Annotated in this window: 25 protein-coding genes; 17 read left to right on the top strand and 8 right to left on the bottom strand. The window is 43.6% G+C overall.

What is annotated here, in order from left to right; all coding sequences use genetic code 11:
* Position 1: 1 nt before the first annotated feature.
* Both COPRO5265_RS05270 and COPRO5265_RS05275 read right to left on the bottom strand, forming a co-directional pair.
* A complete protein-coding gene (locus tag COPRO5265_RS05270; protein WP_012544232.1) occupies positions 2 to 1,060 on the bottom strand; it encodes a shikimate 5-dehydrogenase in 1,059 nt (352 codons plus the stop codon).
* Positions 1,061 to 1,172: 112 nt separating this feature from the next.
* Positions 1,173 to 2,078 carry a hypothetical protein gene (locus COPRO5265_RS05275; protein ID WP_012543749.1) on the bottom strand — a complete coding sequence of 302 codons (906 nt, stop codon included), beginning with the start codon at positions 2,076 to 2,078 and terminating at the stop codon, positions 1,173 to 1,175.
* Positions 2,079 to 2,153: 75 nt separating this feature from the next.
* Here COPRO5265_RS05275 and COPRO5265_RS05280 point away from each other — a divergent pair, with 75 nt between their 5' ends.
* The 8 genes from COPRO5265_RS05280 (at position 2,154) to COPRO5265_RS05315 (ending at position 10,085) form a co-directional block, all read left to right on the top strand.
* Positions 2,154 to 3,254 carry an amidohydrolase gene (locus tag COPRO5265_RS05280; RefSeq protein WP_143708110.1) on the top strand — a complete coding sequence of 367 codons (1,101 nt, stop codon included), beginning with the start codon at positions 2,154 to 2,156 and terminating at the stop codon, positions 3,252 to 3,254.
* Positions 3,232 to 3,759: a lipoprotein intramolecular transacylase Lit gene (locus COPRO5265_RS05285; protein WP_083760231.1), complete on the top strand. Its 528-nt coding sequence runs from the start codon at positions 3,232 to 3,234 to the stop codon at positions 3,757 to 3,759. Before COPRO5265_RS05280 ends, COPRO5265_RS05285 begins: the two co-directional genes overlap by 23 nt.
* Before the next feature lie 19 nt (positions 3,760 to 3,778).
* The gene (locus COPRO5265_RS05290) at positions 3,779 to 5,359 is read left to right on the top strand and encodes a hypothetical protein (protein ID WP_143708111.1); all 1,581 of its coding nucleotides are present in this window, start codon (positions 3,779 to 3,781) and stop codon (positions 5,357 to 5,359) included.
* 288 nt (positions 5,360 to 5,647) lie between these two features.
* The gene (gene topB, locus COPRO5265_RS05295) at positions 5,648 to 7,705 is read left to right on the top strand and encodes a type IA DNA topoisomerase (RefSeq protein ID WP_012544366.1); all 2,058 of its coding nucleotides are present in this window, start codon (positions 5,648 to 5,650) and stop codon (positions 7,703 to 7,705) included.
* Positions 7,695 to 7,925, top strand: a complete 231-nt coding sequence (locus COPRO5265_RS05300; RefSeq protein WP_012544050.1) for a MoaD/ThiS family protein — start codon at positions 7,695 to 7,697, stop codon at positions 7,923 to 7,925. The genes topB and COPRO5265_RS05300 overlap by 11 nt, the downstream gene beginning before the upstream one ends.
* Positions 7,888 to 8,319: a molybdenum cofactor biosynthesis protein MoaE gene (locus COPRO5265_RS05305; RefSeq protein ID WP_143708112.1), complete on the top strand. Its 432-nt coding sequence runs from the start codon at positions 7,888 to 7,890 to the stop codon at positions 8,317 to 8,319. The genes COPRO5265_RS05300 and COPRO5265_RS05305 overlap by 38 nt, the downstream gene beginning before the upstream one ends.
* Positions 8,319 to 8,870, top strand: a complete 552-nt coding sequence (locus tag COPRO5265_RS05310; protein ID WP_041736142.1) for an HD domain-containing protein — start codon at positions 8,319 to 8,321, stop codon at positions 8,868 to 8,870. Before COPRO5265_RS05305 ends, COPRO5265_RS05310 begins: the two co-directional genes overlap by 1 nt.
* A 12-nt stretch (positions 8,871 to 8,882) precedes the next feature.
* Positions 8,883 to 10,085 (top strand): hypothetical protein, encoded by a 1,203-nt coding sequence (locus COPRO5265_RS05315; protein WP_012544239.1) that lies wholly within the window; start codon positions 8,883 to 8,885, stop codon positions 10,083 to 10,085.
* Between the two features lie 92 nt (positions 10,086 to 10,177).
* Here the strand turns inward: COPRO5265_RS05315 and COPRO5265_RS05320 are convergent, their stop codons facing one another.
* Genes COPRO5265_RS05320 through COPRO5265_RS05330 form a run of 3 tightly spaced genes read right to left on the bottom strand, consistent with a single transcriptional unit; the run spans position 10,178 to position 14,392 of the window.
* Complete coding sequence (locus tag COPRO5265_RS05320; protein WP_012544720.1) at positions 10,178 to 12,145, bottom strand: ABC transporter ATP-binding protein; 1,968 nt, start codon at positions 12,143 to 12,145, stop codon at positions 10,178 to 10,180.
* Positions 12,142 to 13,881 carry an ABC transporter ATP-binding protein gene (locus COPRO5265_RS05325; RefSeq protein WP_012544090.1) on the bottom strand — a complete coding sequence of 580 codons (1,740 nt, stop codon included), beginning with the start codon at positions 13,879 to 13,881 and terminating at the stop codon, positions 12,142 to 12,144. The genes COPRO5265_RS05320 and COPRO5265_RS05325 overlap by 4 nt, the downstream gene beginning before the upstream one ends.
* Positions 13,862 to 14,392, bottom strand: coding sequence for a MarR family winged helix-turn-helix transcriptional regulator (locus tag COPRO5265_RS05330; protein WP_012543701.1), 531 nt, complete (start codon positions 14,390 to 14,392; stop codon positions 13,862 to 13,864). The genes COPRO5265_RS05325 and COPRO5265_RS05330 overlap by 20 nt, the downstream gene beginning before the upstream one ends.
* Positions 14,393 to 14,607: 215 nt before the next feature.
* On the opposite strand from COPRO5265_RS05330, the gene COPRO5265_RS05335 reads away from it, so the two are divergent.
* The 9 genes from COPRO5265_RS05335 to COPRO5265_RS05375 are packed head-to-tail and all read left to right on the top strand — an operon-like array spanning position 14,608 to position 22,788.
* Positions 14,608 to 15,855 carry an MFS transporter gene (locus tag COPRO5265_RS05335; RefSeq protein ID WP_012544696.1) on the top strand — a complete coding sequence of 416 codons (1,248 nt, stop codon included), beginning with the start codon at positions 14,608 to 14,610 and terminating at the stop codon, positions 15,853 to 15,855.
* A 9-nt stretch (positions 15,856 to 15,864) separates the two neighbouring features.
* Positions 15,865 to 16,548, top strand: a complete 684-nt coding sequence (gene uppS / locus COPRO5265_RS05340; RefSeq protein WP_012543430.1) for a polyprenyl diphosphate synthase — start codon at positions 15,865 to 15,867, stop codon at positions 16,546 to 16,548.
* Positions 16,548 to 17,312, top strand: a complete 765-nt coding sequence (locus COPRO5265_RS05345) for a ParA family protein (RefSeq protein WP_012544719.1) — start codon at positions 16,548 to 16,550, stop codon at positions 17,310 to 17,312. The genes uppS and COPRO5265_RS05345 overlap by 1 nt, the downstream gene beginning before the upstream one ends.
* Positions 17,290 to 18,129, top strand: a complete 840-nt coding sequence (locus tag COPRO5265_RS05350; RefSeq protein WP_012543558.1) for a ParB/RepB/Spo0J family partition protein — start codon at positions 17,290 to 17,292, stop codon at positions 18,127 to 18,129. Before COPRO5265_RS05345 ends, COPRO5265_RS05350 begins: the two co-directional genes overlap by 23 nt.
* Positions 18,111 to 18,845, top strand: coding sequence for a type III pantothenate kinase (locus COPRO5265_RS05355; RefSeq protein WP_012544208.1), 735 nt, complete (start codon positions 18,111 to 18,113; stop codon positions 18,843 to 18,845). Before COPRO5265_RS05350 ends, COPRO5265_RS05355 begins: the two co-directional genes overlap by 19 nt.
* Before the next feature lie 9 nt (positions 18,846 to 18,854).
* Positions 18,855 to 19,823, top strand: a complete 969-nt coding sequence (locus COPRO5265_RS05360; protein ID WP_012544361.1) for a GlgC family sugar phosphate nucleotidyltransferase — start codon at positions 18,855 to 18,857, stop codon at positions 19,821 to 19,823.
* The gene (locus COPRO5265_RS05365) at positions 19,820 to 21,052 is read left to right on the top strand and encodes a glucose-1-phosphate adenylyltransferase family protein (RefSeq protein ID WP_012543882.1); all 1,233 of its coding nucleotides are present in this window, start codon (positions 19,820 to 19,822) and stop codon (positions 21,050 to 21,052) included. Before COPRO5265_RS05360 ends, COPRO5265_RS05365 begins: the two co-directional genes overlap by 4 nt.
* Positions 21,012 to 22,313: a Mur ligase family protein gene (locus COPRO5265_RS05370; RefSeq protein ID WP_012544193.1), complete on the top strand. Its 1,302-nt coding sequence runs from the start codon at positions 21,012 to 21,014 to the stop codon at positions 22,311 to 22,313. The genes COPRO5265_RS05365 and COPRO5265_RS05370 overlap by 41 nt, the downstream gene beginning before the upstream one ends.
* Positions 22,303 to 22,788, top strand: a complete 486-nt coding sequence (locus COPRO5265_RS05375) for a ferritin-like domain-containing protein (protein WP_012543745.1) — start codon at positions 22,303 to 22,305, stop codon at positions 22,786 to 22,788. Before COPRO5265_RS05370 ends, COPRO5265_RS05375 begins: the two co-directional genes overlap by 11 nt.
* On the opposite strand, the gene COPRO5265_RS05380 is transcribed toward COPRO5265_RS05375, so the two are convergent.
* The 3 genes from COPRO5265_RS05380 to COPRO5265_RS05390 are packed head-to-tail and all read right to left on the bottom strand — an operon-like array spanning position 22,783 to position 25,251.
* On the bottom strand, positions 22,783 to 23,160 hold the full coding sequence (locus COPRO5265_RS05380; protein ID WP_143708113.1) for a hypothetical protein: 378 nt from the start codon (positions 23,158 to 23,160) through the stop codon (positions 22,783 to 22,785). The genes COPRO5265_RS05375 and COPRO5265_RS05380 overlap by 6 nt on opposite strands.
* A complete protein-coding gene (gene feoB / locus COPRO5265_RS05385; protein ID WP_012543560.1) occupies positions 23,070 to 25,028 on the bottom strand; it encodes a ferrous iron transport protein B in 1,959 nt (652 codons plus the stop codon). Before feoB ends, COPRO5265_RS05380 begins: the two co-directional genes overlap by 91 nt.
* Complete coding sequence (locus tag COPRO5265_RS05390) at positions 25,009 to 25,251, bottom strand: FeoA family protein (protein WP_041735748.1); 243 nt, start codon at positions 25,249 to 25,251, stop codon at positions 25,009 to 25,011. The genes feoB and COPRO5265_RS05390 overlap by 20 nt, the downstream gene beginning before the upstream one ends.

The raw sequence follows: 25,251 nt of genomic DNA on the forward strand, positions 1-25,251 counted from the left end.
GTCAAGAAACCCTCCTAATAGCCCTTATTCTATCTAATTGTGCTTCTGTCACTGGACGGTCAAATGACCGCATCCAAATAACCTCAAATCCGTGCTTTTTTGCCCACTGACCAGTCAACATTACTTGCTCTTCCTTCAAGTCTCTACCCAGACTGAAGTCCGTTGTCCAGTCCTCCAAAGCAAGCATCATGGTTTCGCTCATGCAAGCATAAGCTGTTTTGGGCTCAAACCCGAAATTAAAGTTAAATTCTACATCACCGGGCACGCGAACTACGCCGCCGTCCAAGACCAGCACGTCAGATCGCTTCTTCGCAACAGACTCCGCAACATTCCGAGGCCTAGACACGTCCACAACAATGGCACCTGGCTGCAAATCCTCAGCATCGATTATGGCTTCTGGAGCCGAAGAGACAGTTATCAAGAGATCAGCCTTCCTAACTCCTTCACTGACGTTGCTGGTGTAGTCCACATCGTAGTTTTTCAAAACCTCAGCCAATGACTGCAAACGGTCCATATTTCGTGCAACCAGGATGACTCTGCCTACCTGGGGAGCCAATACTTTAGTAAGTACGCTCCCAATGGAGCCTGTGGCTCCCACCACTGTCAACGTACAACTCTTGGGATCAATGCCTACTTCTTTAGCTGCCAGAAGTAATGCTTCCCCAGCAGTGTAAGCTGTATAACTGTTACCGGTAGTCACACCTATATCCAGTGCTTTTGCAATGGAAATGCCGGCATCTTTTACTACTGAGGTATAGGCACCTAAGCCCATGATCTGAGCACCTTCCTTTTCAAGTAGCTTGCCGGCTTTTATTATCTGCTTTACTGCATACTCTTGGTCCTGCATCATCATTTTTGGTGTCATGGGAACTACTGCAAACCAACCATCTACTTCTTTACCAGTAAGAGACCTTACTCCAGTAACATGAGAAGCTATGTACGGACTGGCATACTTGCCTGCCCATTCCACGACGCTGTCTGGTAGGTATCTAGTAAATCCTATATGACTCTTTATGTCCTCGATGGACAATGGATGCAACACAAAACCAAATTTAGCCATGCAACTATTCCACCTCCGGCGCTATGGCCACAGCAAAAATAACTTTGCCGCGATTCATTCTTCATCTTTTCCATTGTTAATTCTTTTACCATATCTGCGATATTTTAATACTTTAATCTTCGTTAAGAACTCGAATAGTGGGACCTAAGTTAAGTTGGGCTATCAGTTTTTCGTATTCTGGATAATGAGGAGGGGTACCAGGTTTGCCCAGCAGAGCAGTGAAAACGCCCTCCAGAACATTGGTTCCAAAACTTCTTCCCTCGATAACAGGCGTGGTAGTTATAAGAAGCGAAACACCACGCTTTTTAAGTTCCTCCACGTTCTCAGAAGTGGTTGTATTTGTCAAAATGATCTTGCCCCGCAAGTCCTCCGGCATGTACTTGTCAATGTAAAGATAGTCGCCTGCTATGACATCAGCTTGTTTAAAGTATTGTACAAACTTCGGAGTGCGCTCCAGTTGTTTTGATCCGGTAGGGTATAACACAGTAAAAGGTAGATTTGCAGCTATGGGGAGTATGACAGATCCAAGAGCACGCAGGCTGCCAATGGAATGAAGTGGTATGGCTATGTTTAAGGCGAACATGAGGTCACCGATTATTAGCTTTCCGCCATTCTTACTAATGGCTTCCACCATACCCCAGCGGTCCACACCACTGGTTATGAAAAAGGTCATTCCAGGACGGAAAATTCCTCTGAAAAAAAGATCATCCACTACTTTCCTTTCCAAGGTATGTTTTAGCCCTGAGCCGTCTACCACGGGAGTTATCTTAGCTGCTTGTTTTAACTTCTTTGCATCCCTGATAACGTAGCGCTTCTCACCCAACCACAGGTAAAGATCTATACCCCCCAAACCAATGGCGTCGACCTTCCCGTCGAGCTCTCCAATCTTCTGAACAGCTTTTTGCATGTCACCATCGGTTCCCACACGCTCCAATATAAACTCTTCTCCCAAGAACACGGCTTGCGCTGTGCTATCTCTTTTGGAAGAACCCAAACTAACCGAAACCACATGCTTCACAGCAGTAGCCTCCTTTTGTTTAAAAGAAATAGGCTTAAGTATTATAAACCCTAAAGAGCCTGCTACAATTGTTTTATGGAAAACAATCAAATGAAGTTTGCAGACCTTCACCTTCATGCGTGGACTTACAGCGCACTTAACCTGTTTCCAGACCTTTCCAAGTGTACTAGCTTCGAAGAAATAGAAGAAACGCTGAGAGCACATCCTTTGAACAATTGGTACGTTGGAGTCAGGTTTAATCAAGAGTTCCTAAAAGAGAAACAAATCCCGTCAAAAGCCATGCTCGATTCATGGTTCCCAGACCATCCTGCCCTTTTGGTGAGGACATGCCTTCACTTAGCAGTACTGAACACAAAAGCCATGGAACAGCTTGGGTTTAATGCACCTTCAGGCGTGCTCTTAGAGGAAGAAGTCTTTAATCTTATGGAGAAGTTTATTGAAGTAAATGCTATTCCAAAGCAGGAAGTGCTGGAAAAAGGTGTTCGTAGGCTCAGTGAATTTGGCATAACAAAGTTCGTTGACATGCATGTAACCAAAGAAAACGTGAGTCTTTTAGCTGGATTCCCCTTCTACACCTCAGATCCCGAGCTGTTAAGTGATGCTTTGGGACTAAAGGTATTTTTAGACGGTTCACTAGGAGCACGTACAGCTGCTTTAACAAAGGAATACAGTGATGATCCACGAAATTATGGCAAGCTAAACCACACTGATGAAGAGCTTTTTTCCTTGGTGGAGCTAGCCCACAAGAAGGACAAACCAGTAGCACTACATGCCATCGGAGATAGAGCCATAGATCAAGCCTTAAGTGTACTAAAGAAATCAAGACACCCATTAGATAGAATAGAACACCTGCAAATAACACGTTTAGATCAGATAGAAGAGCTGGCCAAACTCGAGATAGCAGCATGCATACAACCCATTTTCTCAAAGGAACTCCCTTGGGCTACTGAGCGTGTGGGCAATCGGATTGAAACAAGCTATGCGTGGGGACTTATGAAGGATTATGGCGTAAAACTACTAGTGGGCAGTGACGCTCCTGTGGACGACGTGAGCCCTTTCGAAGCTGCTAAAGTGGTAGACGAACTTCAAGGCCCTCACCACTTGGATAAGGATTTTGTGCTGAAACTCTATTCGTCAGATAACTTCGATTTCTATGGGTGGGAAAGACAAACCTAACCCAAAGGTACAGCTTCTAATCTTCATAGTAAAGGCACTAACTTTAGCAATCTGGTTTGCTACATTGGTTAGCTTTCTTTTAGCAAAACCAGGTGCACAAAACAAGAATGTACTTACTTACTTGCTTACAGGTAGTACTCAGCTAAAGCTCACCGAAATGGAAATGCTTCACATGCAAGATGTAAGAACCTGGTTTTTGGTGCTCGAGCTTGCATCATTTGTGTGGGTCATACCACAAGATGTCTACCCTGGACGAAGAACAAGCGTGATCATTTTATTGCTTACGCTGGGCTTTGTCACTATTACCCTGCTACGTTTTGACACTGTCTGGAACTATATACATCATGTCCTATTTAGAAATCAGCTTTGGATTCTTCCTATCGATTCCTATCTTATTGAACATTTTTTTGACACATTTTTTCCAGCCGTGGTCTCAGGCTTTGGCATTTGGATTCTTCTTTGGTTAAAAACACTTCTACCTATCTCTGGCAATAGTAGAATGTAATCACCATGCCGGTGCAGGGGTGAGGAAACTGAAAAAACAATTCGCTTCGCGCTTTATGATCTCTTTTGCTGCTTTGCTAGTATTCTTCTTGTTTATTGTGGCTAAACCCGCTTTTGGTATAACCATAGGCGTTCCTGACGAACTTTTAACAGGCTTACCGTTGGCCGAGCTGCACACTTTTGGCAAAGGCGTTCTAACGTTGTTTGCCGGGTATACGGGCGTTGAACCAAACATAGTTGAAGAACCACTAGATCAGTTAATGCAACAGCTCATACAGGGTGATATTGATGCAGTACTGAGCAGGCCCCGAACAGGTATTACAGAATCCGATGCTTATTTTGAAGGTTCCCCACTGGCTACAGTCTCTACAACCCTACCTGCTCACGGCGGCTTTATTTGCTTGCCAACAACTTCAGAAAACTTAAGAATAGCCAAAAGCTTACAACTGGGGCTTTCAGCTACCTCTGCGTGCACAGCATCAATGGATGTGGAATTAACTCTGGTCCCAGTTTACGCAAAGACTCAGCAAGGGATTCTCTTCCAAAACAAATTTGAAGAGTTCCTTGTTCGCAATTACGATGCTGTTTCATTGGTTGCCAAATCGGCGGGATTTACGCCTTTAAAACCTACTCTGGCAAACCTGTTCTGGAGCAGTCCGTGGTCATGGCTTCTTTTGTTTTTATCAGTGCTTCTTTTGTTCATACTGGGAGTCCTGCTTTTTGAGCTCAGGAAAGAAAACCGACATTACAAAGATGAAAATCGTTTGCAGCTTGAAAAACTGTCAACCGTGCAATCACGACTACTTGATTTACAACATCAAATGAGAATCCTGGTTGATGATAATACTTTACTTACGGAACAGAAAGAAAAGTGGGCACAGGCACAAAAAGGCTTGGAGATTTACATAAGTGCGTTCAAAGAATTGCTTAAGCAGTTGGAAGTTTTAGGAAACATTGGAAAAGCAGATTCCTTATCTGCTGAATTCATTGATCAGATGTGTAATAGGATGAAAACTTCCTTTTCAGCGAAAGAAGTAGCTCTTTACCTCTACAACCCAAAGGAATACAAGTACATTCTCGCTGGCGGACACGTAGAGGGCATCGAGCCAGTTTTAGCCATGACTGATCCCATGGTTTATGTTTCCTCCCAGCCAGGCAATGTGGTTGAGAAAAATGTTGCAGAAGAGAAAGTACTCATAGGTACTTTGGGAAGTTTCGAAACCGAGAATGGCTTTGTCATAGTAAAGGATCCAGCCATTCCTAATCCAAATCAGCTACTTTCAGCGCTATGTAACACATTGTACTTGGTTATAGCCCTCCATAGGAGCAACTCCAGAGTCTCCAACATGGAACAAGCACTATCGCAGCTGGAGAAACTTGAAGGAGCAAGGGCACGTGAAGATTTCATCGCTACGCTTAACCATGCTGGATTCACCATAATTGAAGATTTATCAGATACAAACGTGGGCAACTTCAAGGGGCGCCTAATACATTTGGATAGTGCCAAAATAGCATTGGTTGCCCCGGAGAATTGGCCAAATGAACTCGACTTCATACTACTGCACCTGGTAGAAGAGGCTTTATCGAATACAGCTGAGTAGTTATGAAGATTAACTTTAAACTCTTTTCAGTTTTTCCACAACTGGTATTAGAAGGTTATAATAGGTGTTAATGTTTACAGAACAGTGGAATGAGTGTTGATGTTGTCAACATTTAATTCATTCGGAGATGCGAGAACAAGGAATAGAACGTATGCCAAGAAGGTATTACCTCTGCTGCAAAGCCACTGGTGGGTAAGCCCATAAACACTCAGAGGCATACGTGTGGTGCACAGCAATGCAAGGAAGAGAGGAAAAAAATAATGCCCGAAATTATAAAAAGGTGGTGCCATGTCCATACTGATTGTTACTGAAAAACCTTCTGTGGCGCGTCAAATCGCGGCTGCACTGGGAAAACCTAAAAAAGAAGGAAATCATTTGGTAGTGGGTGAGTATGTCATAGCCCATGCCATGGGACATTTGCTTCAGTTCGCATACCCGGAACATTATGGCGAGCGATATAAAAAGTGGCGCTTGGAAGATTTACCCATAATGCCAAAGGAAGATGAATGGCAACTAGTGCCCATCAGCAAAACAGCTGTTAAACAACTCGAAGAAATAAAGACGCTGTGGGCGAAAGCCGATATGGTTATAAGTGCAACTGACGCCGGACGGGAAGGAGAACTCATATTTCGCCTGATCCAGCAGTATGTGGGTATAGAAAAACCCATAAAGAGGCTATGGCTTCAATCCTTAACCAAAGAAACCATTAGAGAACAGATAAAGCAACTTCTGGATTTATCTGAACTTGATAATCTTTACGCCTCTGCTTTGGCTAGAGCAAAAGCCGACTGGCTCGTAGGTATAAATGCTTCAAGAGCTTTCACGGTGGTCTCCAAAAAAGAAGTGTTTTCCATTGGCAGGGTGCAAACGCCTACTTTGGCCATTCTAGTAGACAGGGAAAAAGAAATACAGAGCTTTGTACCCCGTATTTACTACAAGGTAAAAGTTCGTTTTGAAGTAGAAGGGAAAAGCTTCTGGGCAGAGAGTGTTAAGGAGTACGATCAAGAAGAAGCCGAAAAGCTTGCTGAAGAGCTAATAGGAAAAACTCTCATTGTTACTGAACAAACTGAAGAACAAGCAAAGATTAATCCACCTTTACTGCCTGATTTAGGCGATTTACAAAAATTCACTTCCAGATCGTTCAAATGGTCGGCTCAAAAAACGCTCAAAATATTGCAGAAGCTATACGAAAACGCTCTCATCACCTACCCTAGAACTGACTCACGCTACCTGCCTACGGACATGAAAAAGCAAGTGATAGGAACAGCGAATCAGCTGGAACCGTTATTTGCAAAAGGCAACTGGGAATACGTTAAAAAACTAAACAACCGTGGACGCATTTTTAACAACGCTCGAGTCACAGACCACTTCGCTATCATACCCACAGGAAAAATCAAAGAACTAAAAGGTGACGATGAAAAAATGTTTAACTACGTGGTAGATCGTTTCCTAGCTGCATTTTATCCACCAGCTCTAGAAACTCATCAAAAAACCGTATTTAGCTATGGAAACCACCTCTTTGAATATGCAGCCGTCAGGGTCGATGACCCTTCTTGGTACACAATACTGGGTGGTAAAGAAAGTCAAGAACTGCTACCAAAAATCGCCGAAGTTATGGTTTTGGAAACATCAGCAGAAAAAAGACAAACAAGGCCGGCACCCAGGTTTACAGACGGTATGCTCATAGCAGCCATGGAAACAGCTGGAAAACTAGTGGAATCAGAAGAATTGGCAGAAATACTAAAGGAAAAAGGCATCGGAACACCAGCCACACGCGCAGAAATCATAGAACGGCTCATAGAAATGGGTTATGTGCAAAGAAATGGACCTCAACTAATTCCCACCTCCAAGGGGATTATGTTAATCGATGCCCTGCGCGAAGTAAAACTTCAGAGCTTAACTGAACCTGAGTTAACTGGCGAGTGGGAACGGCGACTGGGTCTCATCGAAAAAGGAAAAGAGACACCTGAAAGCTTCATGTGGTCCATTGAAGAATATGTCAAGGACGTTGTGCAAACCTTGTCTAAGGAAGAAAGCTCAAAAACCTTGAAAAGCAAACAGAACATGCCCATTGCCAAGTGTCCCTTCTGTGATGGCTATATCTTGGAAGGCCAAAAATCGTATTATTGCAGCAACTGGAAAGAAGGCTGCAAATTCAGGGTGTGGAAGAACATGAACGGAGGAGTCATTACTGCTGACGATGTTAGACGCTTAGTCGCAGAAGGTAGGACAAGACTAAAACGGTTCAGGTCAAAAGCTGGTAAAGCCTATAGAGCTTTTGTTGTGCTAAAGGACGGAGAAGTGGTAATTGAATTCCCAACTAGGAAGAAAAAAGATGGTGAGTGATGAGATGGTAAAGGTGAAATTCTTTGGGAAATTTGCTGATTCACATGGAACGGAGCTACTGCTAGAAAATGCTAAAGGGAAAACGATTCAGGAATTACTTATAGAATTAAATGTGGAAGGTGCTTATATGCTAGCCGTGAATGGAGCACTGGTTTCTTGCAATGTTACACTTGAAGACGGCGATGAATTGGCAGTTATGCCACCTGTGGGAGGTGGATAGATTGGAAAAAGCCATCATAACCAAGGACCCATTAGCAGTGCCAACTATGGAAGATACAAACATGGGCTCTTTCATAGTTTTTCAAGGAAAGGTAAGAAACCATTCTGAGAATGGTGAAGTTCAAGCCATAGAGTATTCAGCATACGAAGAGTTAGCGCTTTCGCAACTGCGAAAAATTGTGCAGGAGACTGAAGAAAAATACAGCGTTACAGTGTACGCCGCGCACAGAATTGGTAGATTGAATGTTGGAGAAACGGCTTTGGTTGTTGCAACACTTTCGTCCCACAGACAAGAGGGCTTCTTGGCAACCATGGAGATCATCGACCGTATAAAAAAAGAGGTACCTATTTGGAAAAAAGAAATATTAACAGATGGGAGGGCGGTTTGGCTTTGATAACAAGGGAAGAAGCACTTCAAGAGGTAAGAAAACATATCAAGAACGAGAACATGATCAGACACATGCTAGCTACGGAAGCTGCCATGAAGAAGCTTGCTCAGTACTTTAATGAGGATGTAGAGTTGTGGGGACTGACAGGCTTGCTTCACGACATCGATACTGAAATCACCAACGAAGACCCCGTTGAACACAGTAAAGTGGGATACGACATGGCAAAAAATCTAGGCTTACCAGAAGAAGCCGCAAGAGCCATTTTAACTCACAACGAGGCACATGGTATTGAGCCCGATAGTTTGATGGGCAAGGTGTTAAAAGCCGTAGACCCATTGACAGGCCTGATCACGGCGGTAGCCTTAGTAATGCCTGACAAGAAGCTATCCAGTGTTACACCCGAAAGAGTGCTTAAAAGATTTAAAGAGAAACGTTTCGCTGCTGGGGCAAATCGAGAACAAATTGCCACATGCGAGGAGTTTGGCCTTAGTTTGGGAGAATTTGTGAGTCTGGTATTACAAGCAATGCAAGAAATATCTGAAGACCTGGGTTTGTAGAGGGAGGTAATTATGAAGTCTAGAAGAACAATCATTGTCGTGATTTTGCTGGTTGCAATTGCCGTAACGTTAACAGTAGGCATCATTTTGCACCAGAGCAAGAACGTTGTCACTGCTCAAGACCAAGAGAAAATCCTTAGCTCTTTGAAAGGGAATCTAACAGCAACGGTACCCATCAATGCTGTTACTGACCCAGACAAATCGGTGGTCCTAAAGGTAAGAGATGTTCTCTCCGAAGGAACTTCAACATCCTCTCTGGAAGAACTCACTGGCAGCCTAACAGTGGATGACATCTTGAATGGTCACCTGTATTTCTACAGCGCTATGATCACACCTTCAGCTGACAAAACCAGCCTGCAGAAAGAACTATCCAGCATGACTCTGAAAACACTTAAAGAGCCTACCTCAGCTGACAAAAACACATTGATGGCTTACTTAGTGGCACAAGAACGCCTGAGCAACCTTTATTACGCAATGCAGATACCCTACCCTTCAGACGTGTTGCAGTTCCTAAGTACGGCAACTGCTTCCACCGACATTCAGACCGCAGCAAGCGCTGTTGCAGTCATAAAAGCATATAACCAAGTGGTTGACATTTATGAAGAAGTCCTAGAAGGTATGGCAAAGCCAGGTGAAGCACTAGAAAAGATGGCCCAAACTGCAAGCAAAACCATCGCGTCACTTACCGATACTTACCCGCCTTCAGCTAACACCACAGAGTTGCAGACTTCCATGCAGAATGAGATCATTAGCGACCCTTCAAAAGCCGTAAACATTCCTTGGCTTTTTAAGGCTGAACGGCAGTTTGTTTCCACAAACTTACATAGCGGCGGCAATATTTCCACTCTTCAGAAGATATTAGTAGCCGCAAAGTTCGATGCGGATGCTGAACTATCCAAAGAGCTGGGAGATATGAGTGTCTTTACTGACCTTTCTTACACTGACCAAAATAGCGCGACGGTTTTAGTCACACTGAACGAACGAGACTTAACTACCTTTGTTGAAAAGGTTCGCTCCGATATAGAGTCTTTAGCAAACGTGTCAAAAGACACACCTGTTTCTTCTATATCACATGATCTGTCTTTAAGATACATGAATGACATGGACACAATTACATCGAGCACAGGTTATGCGAACGCGATGACAGATCTCATGGTAATGATGGAAAACGCCCGTAAATGGAATACACTAATGGAGTGGTTAAGCAGTTTGTAATAATAGTAGAAGTTTCTTACTCTAACAAGCCAACCAACAAAAAAGGAGCCGCCAAAAAAAGTCGGCTCCTTTTTTACAAACTTGGTCACCCCTTACATGGCTTCGTCAACTAAAGCACCCATGAATTGGCTCATATAAAGGTTGTAATAGAACCCTTTCTTTTCCATGAGCTGTTTGTGATTACCTTGCTCCACTATCCTGCCATGATCCATAACCACAATGTTATCAGCCTCTCTAATAGTCGATAGTCTATGTGCAATGACAAAGCTGGTACGTCCTTTCATCAGGTTCTGCATAGCTTTCTGAATGAGCATTTCAGTTCTGGTGTCCACAGAGCTTGTAGCTTCATCCAAAATTAGAATTTTAGGATCAGCTAAGAAGGCTCTTGCAATGGTTATGAGCTGCCTCTGCCCCTGAGAAATATTTGTAGCATCACCCGTTAGAACCGTATCATAACCATCAGGCAATGTCCTAACAAAATGGTCCACGTACGCCGCTTTTGCTGCAGCAATTATCTCTTCTTCGGTTGCATTCTCTTTGCCATAGGCAATGTTATCCCTTATGGTGCCACTGAACAGCCACGTATCCTGGAGCACCATGCCAAAAATCTTGCGCAAGTCCCTTCGACGCATTTGCTTTATGTCCACCCCATCAATGGTGATCCTCCCACTATTAACGTCATAGAATCTCATGAGAAGGTTCACCAATGTGGTCTTTCCAGCTCCGGTGGGCCCAACAATGGCTATCATATCTCCTGCTGGAACATCCAAATTGAAGTCTTCAATCAATGGAACATTTGGATCATAGCTAAAATAGACGTGCTCGAAACGTACATTACCCTTTACGTCCTCTAAAACCACTGGATTGTCCACATCAGGCACTTCTTCCTCCTCATCAAGTAGTTCAAAAACCCTTTCGGCTGAAGCTACTGTGGATTGAAGCACATTCATAATACTGGCAACTTGCACTATGGGCTGAGTAAACTGTCTGGAGTACTGTATGAATGCTTGTACGTCACCCAAAGAGATTACTCCGTTTGCGACGTTAACTCCGCCCAAGACTGCAATAGCTACGTAGTTCAGGTTATTAACAAAGTTGATCACAGGATGAATCAAACCTGATATGAATTGCGCTTTAAAACTTGATTCATATAGTTTTTCATTCTGCTGACGAAACCTTTCAAGAACATCTTTTTCTCGGTTAAAAGCTTTGACAAGGTTATGACCCGTAAACATTTCTTCCACATGAGCGTTAACTGCACCCGTACTATTCCATTGTCTAATGAATTGTTTCTGAGACTGTCGAGCAATTAGAAGCGTTATTACTAGCGATACAGGTATGACTGCCAAAGATATCCAAGAAAGCAATGTACTGATCTTGAACATCATAATAAGTACTCCTATTACGGTAACAATGGAGCTTAGCATTTGGGTTATTGTTTGCTGAAGCGTATGTGCAATGTTATCTACATCGTTGGTAACTCTACTTAGGATGTCTCCATGAGGATGACTGTCATAGTATTTGAGCGGTAGCCTTTGTAGTTTTTGGTCCACATCGCGACGTAGCCTATAAACTGTACGTTGAGAGACGCCAGCCATAATGTACTGCTGAAGCCATTGAAAGAGAGCAGCTAAAAGGTAAATCACAGCCAGGGTAAGCAAAATCTTACCGATGGCTGCGAAATCTACACCAGCACCTGGAACCAAATCCATGTTGGATATCATTTCAGCGAACTGATCTTGGCCACGAGCCTTAAGCATGGCAATTACTTGATCTTTGGTTACTCCAGCAGGAAGTTGTTTGCTTATGATCCCTTTGAACAACTCATTGGTGGCATTGCCGAGAATCCTTGGAGCATAAACGGTAAAAACCACACTGGTTATGGTCAATATAACTACGATAATAAGTCTAATCATTTCGGGCTTAAAGTAGGCTAGTAAACGCTTAACTGTACCTGAAAAGTCCTTAGGCTTTTCTCCAGGCATCATACCACGCCTACCGCCTTGGCCCATCATACCGCGCGGTTGTGTGTCACTTGTAGGACGTTTTTCGTCGCTCATGCTATTTCCTCCTTTGAAAGCTGTGAGTAAACAATTTCCTGGTATACCCTACAGGTCTTTAACAGTTCATCATGGGTTCCAATACCAGCGATGGTACCATCGTCGTTTAGGACAACAATCTTATCGGCATCCATGATACTGCTCACCCTCTGGGCAACTATTATCACTGTGGCATCTTTGAGTTCTTCTCGAAGAGCTGAACGGACTAGCGATTCGGTTTTGAAGTCTAAAGCGGAGAAACAATCATCAAATACATAAACGTCGGCTTTTTTAACCAAAGCTCTGGCAATGGAGAGCCTTTGACGTTGACCGCCGGAAACGTTGGCACCAGCTTGATCAATGAAAGCTTGAAGCTGGCCAGGCATGTCCATGACGAATTCCTTAGCCTGAGCTATTTCCAAAGCATGCCAAAGCTCCTCGGTAGTTGCGTTTTCATTTCCCCATTTTAGGTTCTCTTCGACAGTACCTCTAAATAGGAAAGCTTTTTGTGGAACCAAGGATATTCTTGCTCGTAGGTCTTCCACAGGTATGTCGCGTATGTCAACGCCATCTAGCAAGATCTGACCATCAGTAACATCGTAAAAACGCGGAATCAAGTTGACTAGGGTACTCTTACCAGCACCCGTACTTCCAACAATCGCAGTAAACTGACCTGGCTCTGCACTGAAACTTATATCCCTCAACACCGGTCTCTCTGCCCCTGGGTAGCGAAACTCCACGTCTTTGAACTCCAGTAGACCTTTGGAAAGTGGAACTTGGCTCACCTTCACATCTGGACCAGACTCAATAGAAGGGTTAGTTTCAAGCACAGACAGTATTCTTTCAGCGGAAGCCTCGGCACGTGGCACCATGATAAACATTCCCATGGCGACCATCACAGAAATCACGATTTGCATGACGTATGTCAGAAAAGCGGTCAAGTTGCCAATGGGCATAGCTCCGCTGTCAATGCGTATGCTACCGAACCAGACTATGGCAACCATGGCCAAATTCATGATGGCCATTAATGATGGAATACCAAAAGCCATCAATCGGTTCACCTTTAATGTGGTCTGCATAAGGTCCTTATTTGCCTGATCAAACCGCCTCGCTTCGTAATCGTCTTTGACAAATGCCCGTATGACTCGTACACCCATGAGCTTTTCACGAAGTACTTGGTTAACACGATCTATTTTCTTCTGCACTGACCTAAAAAGAGGAGTAGCTATCCATAGCATTATGCCGACTACAGCTCCCATCAGCGGAACAATGATAAGTATTGAATAAGAAAGTACTACGTCTTGCCTCAGAGCCATTATGATACTTCCAGCAGCCATAATCGGTGCAGTCACAATCATTGTGAGCCCGATCTGGACCATCATTTGAATTTGATGTACGTCGTTAGTATTCCGGGTTATGAGCGTTGGCACCCCGAATTTCTCTAGCTCAGCCTGTGAAAAACTTAAAACCTTTTCAAAAACTGCATTCCTTAAGTCACGGCCAAAACTCATAGCAGTTTTAGATGCAAAATAAGTGGATATAACGGATACAATGATGACCAAGAATGTTGCTGCCAGCATTAATCCTCCTGTTTTCCATATGTAGTCCACATCCCCTTTAACAACGCCATTGTTTATAATGTCAGCATTTAAGTTTGGTAAATACAGGTTCATGACTGCTTGAAACGTAAGTAACAACACCACTAGCAGAACATATTTCCAATAGGGTTTCAAATACTCACTGAGCAGTTTTATCATCTTTACTTGCACCTCCTAAATTGTTCAAGTGCCGCATCATGTTTTCAGTTATCTTGCTAAGCAGATCTATCAAAACTTGTTTTTTCTCATCATCCAATCCTTCCAAGCTCACTTCACAGATTTCAGAGAAGATTTTATCGACATTTTCAGCTGCATTGACACCCTTTTCTGTGAGCTGGAGGCGCACAAACCGCTGATCTACCGAGTCAATCTTTTTTTCAACAAAACCAGCTTTTTCAAGACTTTTTAACATGTTAGCCACGGTGGGAGGAGCCACATGCAAACAATCAGCCAACTCTCGCTGACTTATTCCTGGCTTACGTGCAATAGCAGATACCGCCACGGCTTGTCCCGGGAAAAAGCCCTTCTGGGCTGTCATTCTAAAAACAAGCTGACCGTGAACTCTTATCAGTCTGAACAGGGCTCTGAAAACCTCCATAGAAGCGCTGTCTGTGCAAGCTAACAGCTCATTAGTCGACTTAGATGTCAAGTCGTTATTATCTTCCAACACTTTCCAACCTCCTTTTCGTATAAAATATGCCTTTATTAGTTAGCAAGCTAATAATTAGGTTGCTAACGTACGCCAAAGAATTATACATTAGCGTGGTCACGTAATCAAACACGCTACTTAAACAGCTCTTAAAACAGTTGGGATTACTTGAGGCTGTCCAACTTGATCTACGCCCATATGTTTCAGAGACGCGGTAATGATAATATGTTATTAACATGACTGAGTCGTTCAAAAGGACACGTAGCATTACTGTTGCTGCCGGATTATCGGCTTATTTCTTTGTGTTCTTCGTACGGACTGCGTTAACCGTAGTTCAACCTGATTTGCAGTCTAGTTTTGGCTTGACTGCTTCTCAGTTTTCTCTCCTAGCCTCTTTGTACTTCTACACATATGCACTCATGCAAGTTCCTGCTGGTGTACTCATAGACTATTGGGGACCAAGAAAGTCTATTTCCTTGGCAATGATTTTAGCTTCCGTCGGATCTTGGATTTTTGCTTCTGCACCCAGTTTCTTGGTCTTGCTATGGGGTAGGTTTATTTCCGCCCTTGGAGTGTCGCCCGTCTACATAGCCGTTCTAAAACTAAACAGTTCATGGTTCTTACCTGTGGAATTCATAGCACTAACAGGCATTACTACTTTCATAGGCAACTTGGGAGCGCTGGTTTCTTCAGGTCCTCTGGCAGTACTTGTTTCCAAGGTAGGTTGGAGGAACTCCTTCTATGCTGTGGGCGTGATAACAGCCATCATAAGCGTGGCAGCTTTTTTCCTTATTAAAGACAAACCTTCATTAGTTGGTTTTGAAGACTTAAAAGAAGAGACACAGCTTACTTGGAAAGAGACCTTGGAAGGCCTAAAAAAGGTTCTGCGAAACCGCCAAATTTGGTTTCCAACACTCATTTATTTCTTTTCTTTGGCGCCCATAATGACATTGCAGGCAGCTTGGGGTGTGCCCATGGTCCAAAACTTGGCACACGCAGGCAAGATAAGCGCAAGCTATTCTGTAATGCTAATAGCGATTGGGTTCATGACCGCCGCTCTGCTTTCAGGCTTGTTGACAGCTAGAATGGGTGAATTCAAGTTCGCGAAAATCTTTTTAGGAATGAACATGATATTAATGTTTTCATTACTCACCGCCAGCATGTGGCCTTTTTGGTGCTATCCCCTATGGTTTTTCTTATCGGGATTCACTTCTGCTGGTTACATGCCCGTATGGAATTGGGGTAAGGAAATAGCCGGTACCAAGTTCTCTGGTATAGGTATGGCCTTAGTAAACGGAGGCGGCTTCTTAGGAGCAGCTTTTGGCCAGCTCTTTTATGGTGTTGTCCTTGATCTGCTAGCGTGGGAACAACAACCCGTATTAGCTTTCAATATGAGCAATTTGCTGCTGGCACTTTCATCGGTTCTGGCTTTTATGTCGCTTGTCCTGTTTGAAAGTGCTCAACGTTCAAAAAGGAGGCTATAGAATAGAATTATGGCTGGTCCAAATCACATCGGATTCATAGTAGATGGAAACAGACGCTGGGCAAAAGAACATGGATTGCCCACGTTTCAAGGTCATGAAGTTGGTTTCAATAAGGTGCTCCTTGTAACTGACTGTTTGTTAAATACTGACGTCAAGCAAGTCACTTACTACCTTTTCAGCACAGAAAACTGGAAACGAACACAGGAAGAAGTTAGTTATTTGATGAACTTAGGAGTCAGAATGGTAGAAGCCATTCTGGAACCATGGGCCAAGAAAAACATAAGAGTGCGCCACATCGGCGAAAAGGATGGGCTTCCACTTAGTGTTCAAAAAGCTGTTCAAAGAATGGAAGAAAGAACCAAAAGTAACACTGGCCTCTTAGTGAATCTGGCCATAAACTATGGCGGTAAGCTAGAAATAGTTCAGGCGGTAAACGCCTTATTGCAGCAAAAGGAAGGTTTACATCAGATCAGTGAAAAAGACATTGATGAACATTTGTATAACCCTGATTCCAACCCAGTGGATGTGATTGTACGTACCAGCGGTGAACAGAGAATATCTAATTTCCTACTTTGGCAATCAGCATATGCCGAACTGATCTTCCTGAGTAAATACTGGCCTGACATAGAAGAAAGTGATGTGCATTATGTGCTCGAAGAGTTCAATAGGAGGCAAAGAAGGTTCGGCGCGTGATGATTATATCCGTAGCTAACCAAAAAGGTGGAGTGGGCAAAACCACCACCGCATTGAACTTGGCTTTTGTTTATTCCCAAAACAGAAAAATTTTGCTGGTGGACATGGATGCACAAGGTAATGCCACCACTGGCTTAGGAGTAACAAAAAACGAACTCAAAACAACCACCTATGACGTTCTCATAAACGATGCGTCTCCCAGAGAAGCTGCTATGATGGTTCGAAAAAACCTCTACTTGCTTCCAGCAAACCTGGATCTAGCAGGTGCTGAGGTAGAGCTAGTAAACGTTTTGAGTAGAGAAACCAGGTTAAAGGGCGCACTGGAACCTTTAAAAGAAGACTTCGACATGATAATAATAGATACACCACCTTCTCTGGGACTATTAACGGTGAACGCGTTGGTTTCTTCTGATTGGGTATTGGTACCCATTCAGTGTGAATTTTTCGCTTTAGAAGGTGTGGGTCAGCTACTGAAGACGGTTAACCTCGTCAAGAAGTACTTAAATGCAAATCTGGATGTTTTGGGATTCTTGCTAACCATGTATGACAGGAGAACTAGACTGAGTCAGGAAGTAGAAGCTGAACTCAGAGCCTATTTTAAGGATAAAGTCTTCAAAACAGTTATACCGAGAAGTACTCGAGTGGCGGAAGCCCCAAGTTACGGCCAAAGCATTCTGGAATACGACAGGCGTTCTCCGGCAGCAAGAGCATATAATGACTTAGTAGAGGAGATAGAGGAGCGTGTCCAAAAACAAACTTGGTAAGGGGCTAAATGCACTTCTTGGGGACAATTTACTGGGTGAAGAAATACTCCAGCTGGATCCTAGCTTAATTACAACATCTCCATTCCAGCCCCGATCCGCGGTTGACGATGACGATATTGACGATTTAGCAGAATCTTTGAAGAAAACTGGTGTCCTGCAACCCATCTTGGTACGAGGTTCTGGGGACAAATACGAACTCATAGCAGGTGAAAGGCGCTGGAGAGCAGCCATAAAAGCCGGATTGGAAAAAGTCCCAGTTATAGTAAAGAACGTTGCCGATGAGCAAGCCATGATTATGGCCTTGGTTGAAAACCTTCAAAGAAAGGATCTCAATCCTATTGAGGTGGCGCGTGCTTGCAAGCAGATTATTGACAGTACTGGTATGACCCAAGAAGAACTAGCCGAAGTGCTGGGCATGAGCAGATCAAATTTTACAAACCTACTAAGGCTTTTGGATCTGCCAGAAGAGGTTCAAACTCTCATACAAAAAGGCGACATCACAGTAGGACATGCTAAAGTTTTACTTAGTTTGAAAGACGGAGATGAAACTCTTAAGCTAGCAAAAGTCGTGGCTCAAAGGAATTTATCAGTCAGAGAGCTGGAGCAACTTTGCAAAACTTCTAAGAAAGACAACACTTCCAAGAATAGTATGGACCCCCATGTAAAGAAGCTTAAGCAGGTTTTTGCCGAAATAAAGAGCATACCAGTTAAGGTGTCCAAGAATAAAAGTGGCTATTCTGTAACCATTAGCTTTTCGAACCCTGATAAAGCTGTCCAGCTGGCTGAATATTTGAAGCAATGGGAAACGTTACAGTAGTATTGGTTGACATTGGTAACACCAGAACAAAACTAGCCTTCAGCGATGGTGAGAGCCTATTAAGCGTGACAGAGCTTCCCACAGGCGAATTTGACTCACATTTACTTAGTAAACCCATGGACGCATGGGTGCTTAGTTCTGTGGTACCTGCTGTGGGAACAATGTGGACAGAACTGCTTTCAAGAAAAGCTCCAGGACTGACCCTAAAAGAAGTTGATAATTTCGATATTATCTTCGACGTAAGGAGGAAAGCAGAAGTTGGTGAAGATCGCCTAGCAGACATTGAAGGCGCTTTCTACTTAGGATTAAAACCTCCTTTTATTACTATTGACTTTGGTACTGCCAGCGTTATAAACTTGGTCACGCCACAACATGAGTTTGTCGGGGGTGTAATTGGACCAGGCGTCATGTCATCATATGAATGCCTAACTTCTAAAGCGGCTTTGTTAAAAGAGGTGCCTCTGGATGTGCCGGAAGACCTTATCGGCCGTGACACAAAGACAAATCTGGAATCCGGGTTTATTCTTGGTTTCGCCTTCTGGGCAGAAGGTTTTTATGCCAGGCTTAAAAAGCAATACCCTGATTTATCAGCGGTGCTAACAGGTGGCGCAGCTAAAATCATTCACCAAGTGATTGATTTCCCTGCACAGTACGAACCGCATTTGAGCCTATTGGGATTACTCCGTGTCCTTGAACTGAACAAACACTTGTTATAGAATAGAAATATGGAGGCTTTTGGATTCATATTTGCTCATGATTGGATTCATTCTTTAGACCCCTTAACCTTAGTACGGCCAGCCGCCTCTTTGCCAGTACTCGGGAAATACAGAGCTATTGATTTTTCCTTGTCCAGCTTTGTGAGAGCGGGTATTGTGCGTATTGGTGTTAGTTTAGATACTGAAGCAGTATCTCTGCTGGATCATCTTCGCATTGCTTCCCAATGGGACTTGGATAAAAAAGAAGGCGGTCTTTTCATTTTGCCTGGCAAGTACTTAGGTACATTGGATGCCCTGTTCAAGAACACTACTTTTCTAAGAAGAGCTAATGAAGAACTTGCCATAATTGCATGGGGAGATTGTGTTTATAATATCGATTTTCATGAGCTCATGCGTTATCACATTGATAAGGCTGCTGATATAACATTCATTGGAGACCCCGAAGACCCCTACATATTTGTCATAAACAAGTTTCTTCTCCTGGAAATACTCTTTGCTTACAAAGACCTTAGAGACTTCTGGCGTGATGCTGTGGCAAGCATAAGGAGCGATTTACGGATTGAACAGTTTGCAACTGATATTCCCATGTACAAATTATCTGATGGCTTAGAAACCTTCTACAGACTTCACATGGATGCTCTCGATCTTAATGTATACAAAGCTTTAACTCAGAACATGATCTTGACAAAACTTCGTGATTTTCCCCCAGCAAAGTTTTCCACTACATGCCGTATTACTGACAGTATCGTTTCTGATGGCTGCATTATTGGAGGGCATGTGATTCACAGCGTAGTTGGTAGAAACTCCATCATACGTGCTGGAGCTTATGTTGAGAACTCCATACTCATGCAGGACGTCGTGGTGGAAGAAGGAGCACGTTTGATCAACGTAATCGCTGACAGATATACGGTGTTTAGGGCTAATCGCGAGGTTATAAGTAGCGAATTAACGGTAATACCCAGGGAGCATGTCATATGAAAGTATTAGCACTCATACTTGCAGGAGGAACAGGTACAAGATTAGGCGTACTTACTGAAACCTTGGCAAAACCATCGGTATATTTCGGCGGCAAGTATAGAATCATCGATTTCGCTTTATCAAACTGCGCCCACTCTCAACTGGAAGGCATAGCAATTCTTCCACAGTACAGGCCTGTGGAACTGATTAGCCACGTAGCCATGGGCAGACCGTGGGATTTTGTTAGAAGAACGTCTTACTTCGCAGTGCTTCCCCCTCACAAAGAGTGGTATCAAGGTACAGCGGATGCAGTTTTTCAGAACATTGAATACATTGATTACCTCAAACCTGATACGGTACTCGTATTGTCAGCGGATCATGTGTATTTGATGGATTACAGACCTTTGCTCAAATATATGGATTTGAAGAACGCTCGTGCAGTTTTAGCAGCAACGACGGTTCCTTGGGAAGAAGCAAGCAGATACGGTACTGTGATTACCGATGAACACGAGCGCATCATGGAGTTTCAGGAAAAACCAGCAGAACCAAAATCGAATTTAGTGAATATGGGTATATACGCCTTCAAGTGGCATTACCTTAGAGACCTTTTACTAGAAGACAGTGTTAGAGAAGAATCCAGCCATGATTTTGGGGCTGACATATGGCCACGCGTTGTTGGCTCAGGCGAACCAGCCTATGCCTATAGGTTCGATGGGTATTGGCTTGATGTAGGTACAATAAAGTCTTTCTGGGAAGGTCACATGGATTTAGTTGCTCCATTCCCCAGGCTTAATTTGTACGATCCGCGATGGAAGATTTACACCAATCCGGCGGACCTTCCTTCCCCCATTTTCCTCGGATCTGGGAGTGCTAGAAGTGCATTGGTAAGCGAAGGCAGCGTTGTAAAAGGCAACCTTTTACGCTCTGTAGTGGGACTTCAAACTTTCATAGATGACGATGCCGAAGTAGTGGAAAGTGTCATAGGTCCAAGAAGTTACGTTGGTAAAGGTGCTAAGTTGTATAGAGTGATTACTGGAGAATCTGTTTGCATCGAAGAGGGCGTTGTTATTGGAGAAGGAGAAGATCTGCCAAACGAAGTAGCTCCCCAGATTTACACAGATGGAATAACAGTAATTGGCAGGAACGCCAGTATTGTAAAAGGCAGTCATTTGGGAAGACAAGTAGCAGTTCAGGAAGGCGCTGTGGTCAATGGAGTCTATGGCAGCGGGGCATTCATCTACCGGCAATGAAAACAGCGGCACACAATTGATAAATTTCTCATCAGACGACCGCTGGTTCATGGATGGAGATATTTTCTTTGCTTTTACCGGCGCACACTTTGATGCTCGCACCCTCATACCAGAGCTTAAAAACAAGGCAAAACTCATCATAACGGAGAAAGAAGCCACAGGATCTAACGTCATATATCGTCCTGATGCTCGTCAAATCTACAAGAAATTCATAAAGGCAGGAGCAAAAGTTTATCCTTTGCATGTTCTTGGCATTACAGGTACCAAAGGTAAGAGCACCATTGCATGGTGGTTATCCTCTTTGCTGGGATTTGGCTATATGGGAACACTTGGCATAAGAGCTAAGGATGTTAAATTTGTCTTGCCTACCACGACTACGGGTGCTGATGCTTTGTTTAACACTTATCGAAGGACTGGAGAAGATCACTGGGTAGTGGAACTCTCTTCCATTGGTTTGGCAGAAGACAGGCTTCCACTGCCGCTGGAGGGTCTAGTATGGACCACATTTGAACCAGAACACATGGACTATCACAAAACCACATACGCATACTTCTTGGCTAAGAAAAAAGCCTTTTCTTACCTAAAAAAAGGTACTTTCGCGTTACTAGGACAAAACGTGCCACAAGCTGACATTGGTACACCTTACTTAACTCTGAGGTATGGTGATACTGGCAACTTCTACATTTTGGACAGAAGAGAATACGAATGGGAACAAGAAGTGAAAATTTACACACCTCAAGGACCCTCTGTGGTACATATCCCCATGCCTGGGAAAGTTTTTGCTCACGACGCTGTGGGCACCGTGGCAGCGGCTTTTCTTTGGAAAGGTACTAAACTAGAAGGTGAATTTCCTTCCGTTCCGGTTCGTATGAACCACGTCATCATAAATGGTATCGAAATGGTCATAGATTTTGCTCACACGCCAGAGAGCATAGATGCATGTTTGCAAACAGTTGCCCAGCGCTGGGGTAATGATTTTGTGGTCATACACGGAGCTACCGGTTACGAACCGCAAAACAAGAGCTACGAAATCATAAAAGTTATAAACCGGTATGGCATCCCAGGAGCAGCTTCCATCATAAAGTCCCTTGACCAGCGCCAATCTGAAGAAACGCTGAGAAGGTATGAAAACGCTGGTTTCATAACAGGAAGTAGCACCGAAGTATTTCAGCTCTGCAGTAAGAAGTTCAAGAAATGGGTCATCGTGGGAATGAGAGATGCCTACGACAGGCTAAAGGAGGCTGGTATTTATGGAACTTGAGAAAGCCATTAGTGCAGTTCAGTATGCCCTGGAGATGGAAAAAGAAGGCGTACGTTTCTATGGTGAAAAAGCAGATGAAGCAACTACTCCTTCTGTAAAAGACCTGTTCACTGGACTAAAACGCATGGAGGAAAATCATGTTGATTATTTGTCCAAGGTATTGGGACATCTGAAAGATGAGAATACCTTCCTCGACGAAATGCCCCCTGAAGAAACACCTTTCGAAAGATTGAAAGCAGAAGAATCAGAGTTTAACTTTGGCGAAATAGCGGCATTGAGAATGGCTATGCTGCTGGAACATGACTTTGCTCAGTTTTACAAGAAAGCTGCCGAGCATACCGATGATGACATAGGCAAACAGATTTACTTGAAGCTAGCAAAGTGGGAAGAGGAACATGAGGCAGCTATCCGTAATGAGCTGGATAACCTGATGAAGGAGCATTGGTATGATATGGGTTTTTCTCCCCTTCTATGATGAAGACGTGCCCAAAAATCTACTAAGGATGCGATAGGAAAACAACCCCAGCAGTGCAGTAATAAGTGCTGCCATCAAGAACCACATCTTATGAGGAGTCGAAAGCACCAAAGTAAGGTAGAAGAGTGTTTCTAGAAAAGAGGAAACCATGAAGTGTGCAGTTACGAAGTACGGTTTGCCAAAATCTGCTAAAGCAGCTATGTAAAGCAAAACGAAAACAACCTGTATAACAAGGTCAATCCAATTTCCAGCTAAGAACCACAGTGATGCCACACTTACTATTAGGCAAACAATAAGTAAGACAGGTAGTAAGCCCCAATGCTGACTAGGTACGCCACTATTAGCTGAACTAGTAGCTGAACTACGGTCCATTTCACTCCTACCTCCTTTCTTAGAGCTGCCAGAGTGGCAATACAGGGTACATAAAGCACAAAAAACACCATAAAAGCGATCCCTGAAGGTACACTAAAAGCACCTGAAAGCGTAGAAACCAATGCAGAGCCACTAGCTTGATACAATTGGCCTAATGATGAAAGCACCGCTTCCTTCGCTGCTAAGCCCATGAGCAACGCCGACGACATTTGCCAGTTGAAACCGAGCGGCTTAAAAACTGTCTGGCTTAAAAACATCCCGATACGAGCAACGTAACTTTGGGACAAGTCTTCTCCCAAAGGAAAAGTAAGCAATATCCAGAATACAACGGTTGCCAGTAGAACAACGGTAAACGCTTTATGGAGAAAATCCTTTGTTCGAAACCAAGCCAGTTTAGTAGTCATCTTTAAGGATGGCATCCTATAGGGCGGCATCTCTAAGGCGAAAAACGTGGGCATGCGCTTGAAGGCCACACTTCTAAATGCAAATGCCAGTAGCAAACTGAAGAAAACAGACAATACGTAGCAGAAAAGCACAACGCCTAATGCACGAGGTCCAAAAAGAGCAGCCCCGAGAACCGTAAGGACTGGTAGACGTGCATTACAGGGAATCAGCGGTATAACCATGGACGCAATCTTTCGCTCTACTGGATCATCTATGGCTCGAGTAGAAAGTATGGCGGGCACATTGCAGCCAAACCCAAGTATGAGAGAAATGAAGGATTTGCCGCTTAATCCGAAGCGGGACAATGGCCTGTCCATGATTAGTGAAGCACGCGCCATGTAACCAGAATTCTCTAGTAACCCAACCGTAAAAAACATTACGAATACCAAAGGAACAAAAGAAATAACGTTCCCCACTCCACCGAACAAAGCATTTTGTATGAAGTCTTTTATCAACCCAGAGGGCAAATAAGCTGTTACCACGGCTGATAGCCAAGAAATGGCTTCTGCTACTAAATCTGTTAGTGGTTGCCCCACAGCAAAGATTATCTTGAAGAGCAGGTAAAGGATAATAACAAACGTGGGTATACCAACCAAGGGATGAAGTAACACATGATCTAGCATATCGGACCATTTCCACTTTTCGGGTAATTTTTTCATAACAACCGTAGCGATTTGATGAGCTTTTCGATAGCGTTCCATGGCGATATGTTCTTGAGGATGAAGCCCGTCCAGATGACCCATTATCTCGTCCATGTCAGTTTGCTCATTGGAAATAGTGCTTATAGCTTCGAAACGTCCTAAACTATCTTTGTTCTGCAAGGTAGCTATGAGGTTCTCCAAAGAACGATTAAATGGAACTAGCTTTGGGACACGTGCGTTTTTCAAAGCCTGCTTCAATCCGTCAATGTTGATCCCCTTTAGTGCGGAAATCAGCACAACTGGGAGTCCCAGCTCTTCGGACAACTTCTCGGCATCAACAGTTGCTCCAGACTTCTCCAACTCATCAATGAAGTTCAAAGCAACCACTAAAGGCTTCTGTAAGTCCAAAAGTTCCAAGGTAAGCATGAGGGAACGCTCCAAAGACGTTGAATCCACCACATTTAAGATGACATCGTATTCTTGTGATAACAAAAAACTACTGGTGACTTGTTCGTCAGCGTTTTTGCCCAATAAAGAATAACTACCAGGTAAGTCTACTACTTCCCATATTTCACCGTTCACTTTCCACTGAGCCATTTTCACATCCACGGTAACTCCTGGCCAATTTCCCACATGAACGCTCATGCCCGTGATCAAATTGAACAGCGTGGATTTTCCACAATTGGGGTTGCCAACAAGTACAATCCTTTTTATACCTGAACTTACCTTAGCATCGGCATTCAGCGTATCGTCACCAGAGGCATCATGACAAGACATCGACATGAATCCAATGAGCCTCCTTACGTGAAAGTGCAAGCCTTTGAGTTAGGAACTCCACAACTACGGGTCCTCCAAGAGGAGTCTTTTTTACAACTGTGACCGTAATGCCTGGTAGCAGGCCAAGCTCTAAGATGCGCTCTCTGAACCACTTAGGACCAACTATGGACCTGACTTTCGCCGTAGTTCCTTCCCTTAGATCACTAAGGTGAACATTCAATGTTTGCAC

The sequence above is a fragment of the Coprothermobacter proteolyticus DSM 5265 genome (assembly GCF_000020945.1).
Taxonomy (GTDB): Bacteria; Coprothermobacterota; Coprothermobacteria; order Coprothermobacterales; family Coprothermobacteraceae; genus Coprothermobacter; species Coprothermobacter proteolyticus.

Coding starts and splice junctions, on each gene's coding strand:
- COPRO5265_RS05270 (WP_012544232.1), bottom strand. CDS start 1,060: ATGGCTAAATTTGGTTTTGTGTTGCATCCATTGTCCATCGAGGACATA.
- COPRO5265_RS05280 (WP_143708110.1), top strand. CDS start 2,154: ATGGAAAACAATCAAATGAAGTTTGCAGACCTTCACCTTCATGCGTGG.
- COPRO5265_RS05285 (WP_083760231.1), top strand. CDS start 3,232: ATGGGTGGGAAAGACAAACCTAACCCAAAGGTACAGCTTCTAATCTTC.
- topB (WP_012544366.1), top strand. CDS start 5,648: ATGTCCATACTGATTGTTACTGAAAAACCTTCTGTGGCGCGTCAAATC.
- COPRO5265_RS05300 (WP_012544050.1), top strand. CDS start 7,695: ATGGTGAGTGATGAGATGGTAAAGGTGAAATTCTTTGGGAAATTTGCT.
- COPRO5265_RS05305 (WP_143708112.1), top strand. CDS start 7,888: ATGAATTGGCAGTTATGCCACCTGTGGGAGGTGGATAGATTGGAAAAA.
- COPRO5265_RS05315 (WP_012544239.1), top strand. CDS start 8,883: ATGAAGTCTAGAAGAACAATCATTGTCGTGATTTTGCTGGTTGCAATT.
- COPRO5265_RS05320 (WP_012544720.1), bottom strand. CDS start 12,145: ATGAGCGACGAAAAACGTCCTACAAGTGACACACAACCGCGCGGTATG.
- COPRO5265_RS05325 (WP_012544090.1), bottom strand. CDS start 13,881: ATGATAAAACTGCTCAGTGAGTATTTGAAACCCTATTGGAAATATGTT.
- COPRO5265_RS05335 (WP_012544696.1), top strand. CDS start 14,608: ATGACTGAGTCGTTCAAAAGGACACGTAGCATTACTGTTGCTGCCGGA.
- uppS (WP_012543430.1), top strand. CDS start 15,865: ATGGCTGGTCCAAATCACATCGGATTCATAGTAGATGGAAACAGACGC.
- COPRO5265_RS05345 (WP_012544719.1), top strand. CDS start 16,548: ATGATTATATCCGTAGCTAACCAAAAAGGTGGAGTGGGCAAAACCACC.
- COPRO5265_RS05355 (WP_012544208.1), top strand. CDS start 18,111: ATGGGAAACGTTACAGTAGTATTGGTTGACATTGGTAACACCAGAACA.
- COPRO5265_RS05360 (WP_012544361.1), top strand. CDS start 18,855: ATGGAGGCTTTTGGATTCATATTTGCTCATGATTGGATTCATTCTTTA.
- COPRO5265_RS05365 (WP_012543882.1), top strand. CDS start 19,820: ATGAAAGTATTAGCACTCATACTTGCAGGAGGAACAGGTACAAGATTA.
- COPRO5265_RS05370 (WP_012544193.1), top strand. CDS start 21,012: ATGGAGTCTATGGCAGCGGGGCATTCATCTACCGGCAATGAAAACAGC.
- COPRO5265_RS05375 (WP_012543745.1), top strand. CDS start 22,303: ATGGAACTTGAGAAAGCCATTAGTGCAGTTCAGTATGCCCTGGAGATG.
- COPRO5265_RS05380 (WP_143708113.1), bottom strand. CDS start 23,160: ATGGACCGTAGTTCAGCTACTAGTTCAGCTAATAGTGGCGTACCTAGT.
- feoB (WP_012543560.1), bottom strand. CDS start 25,028: ATGTCGATGTCTTGTCATGATGCCTCTGGTGACGATACGCTGAATGCC.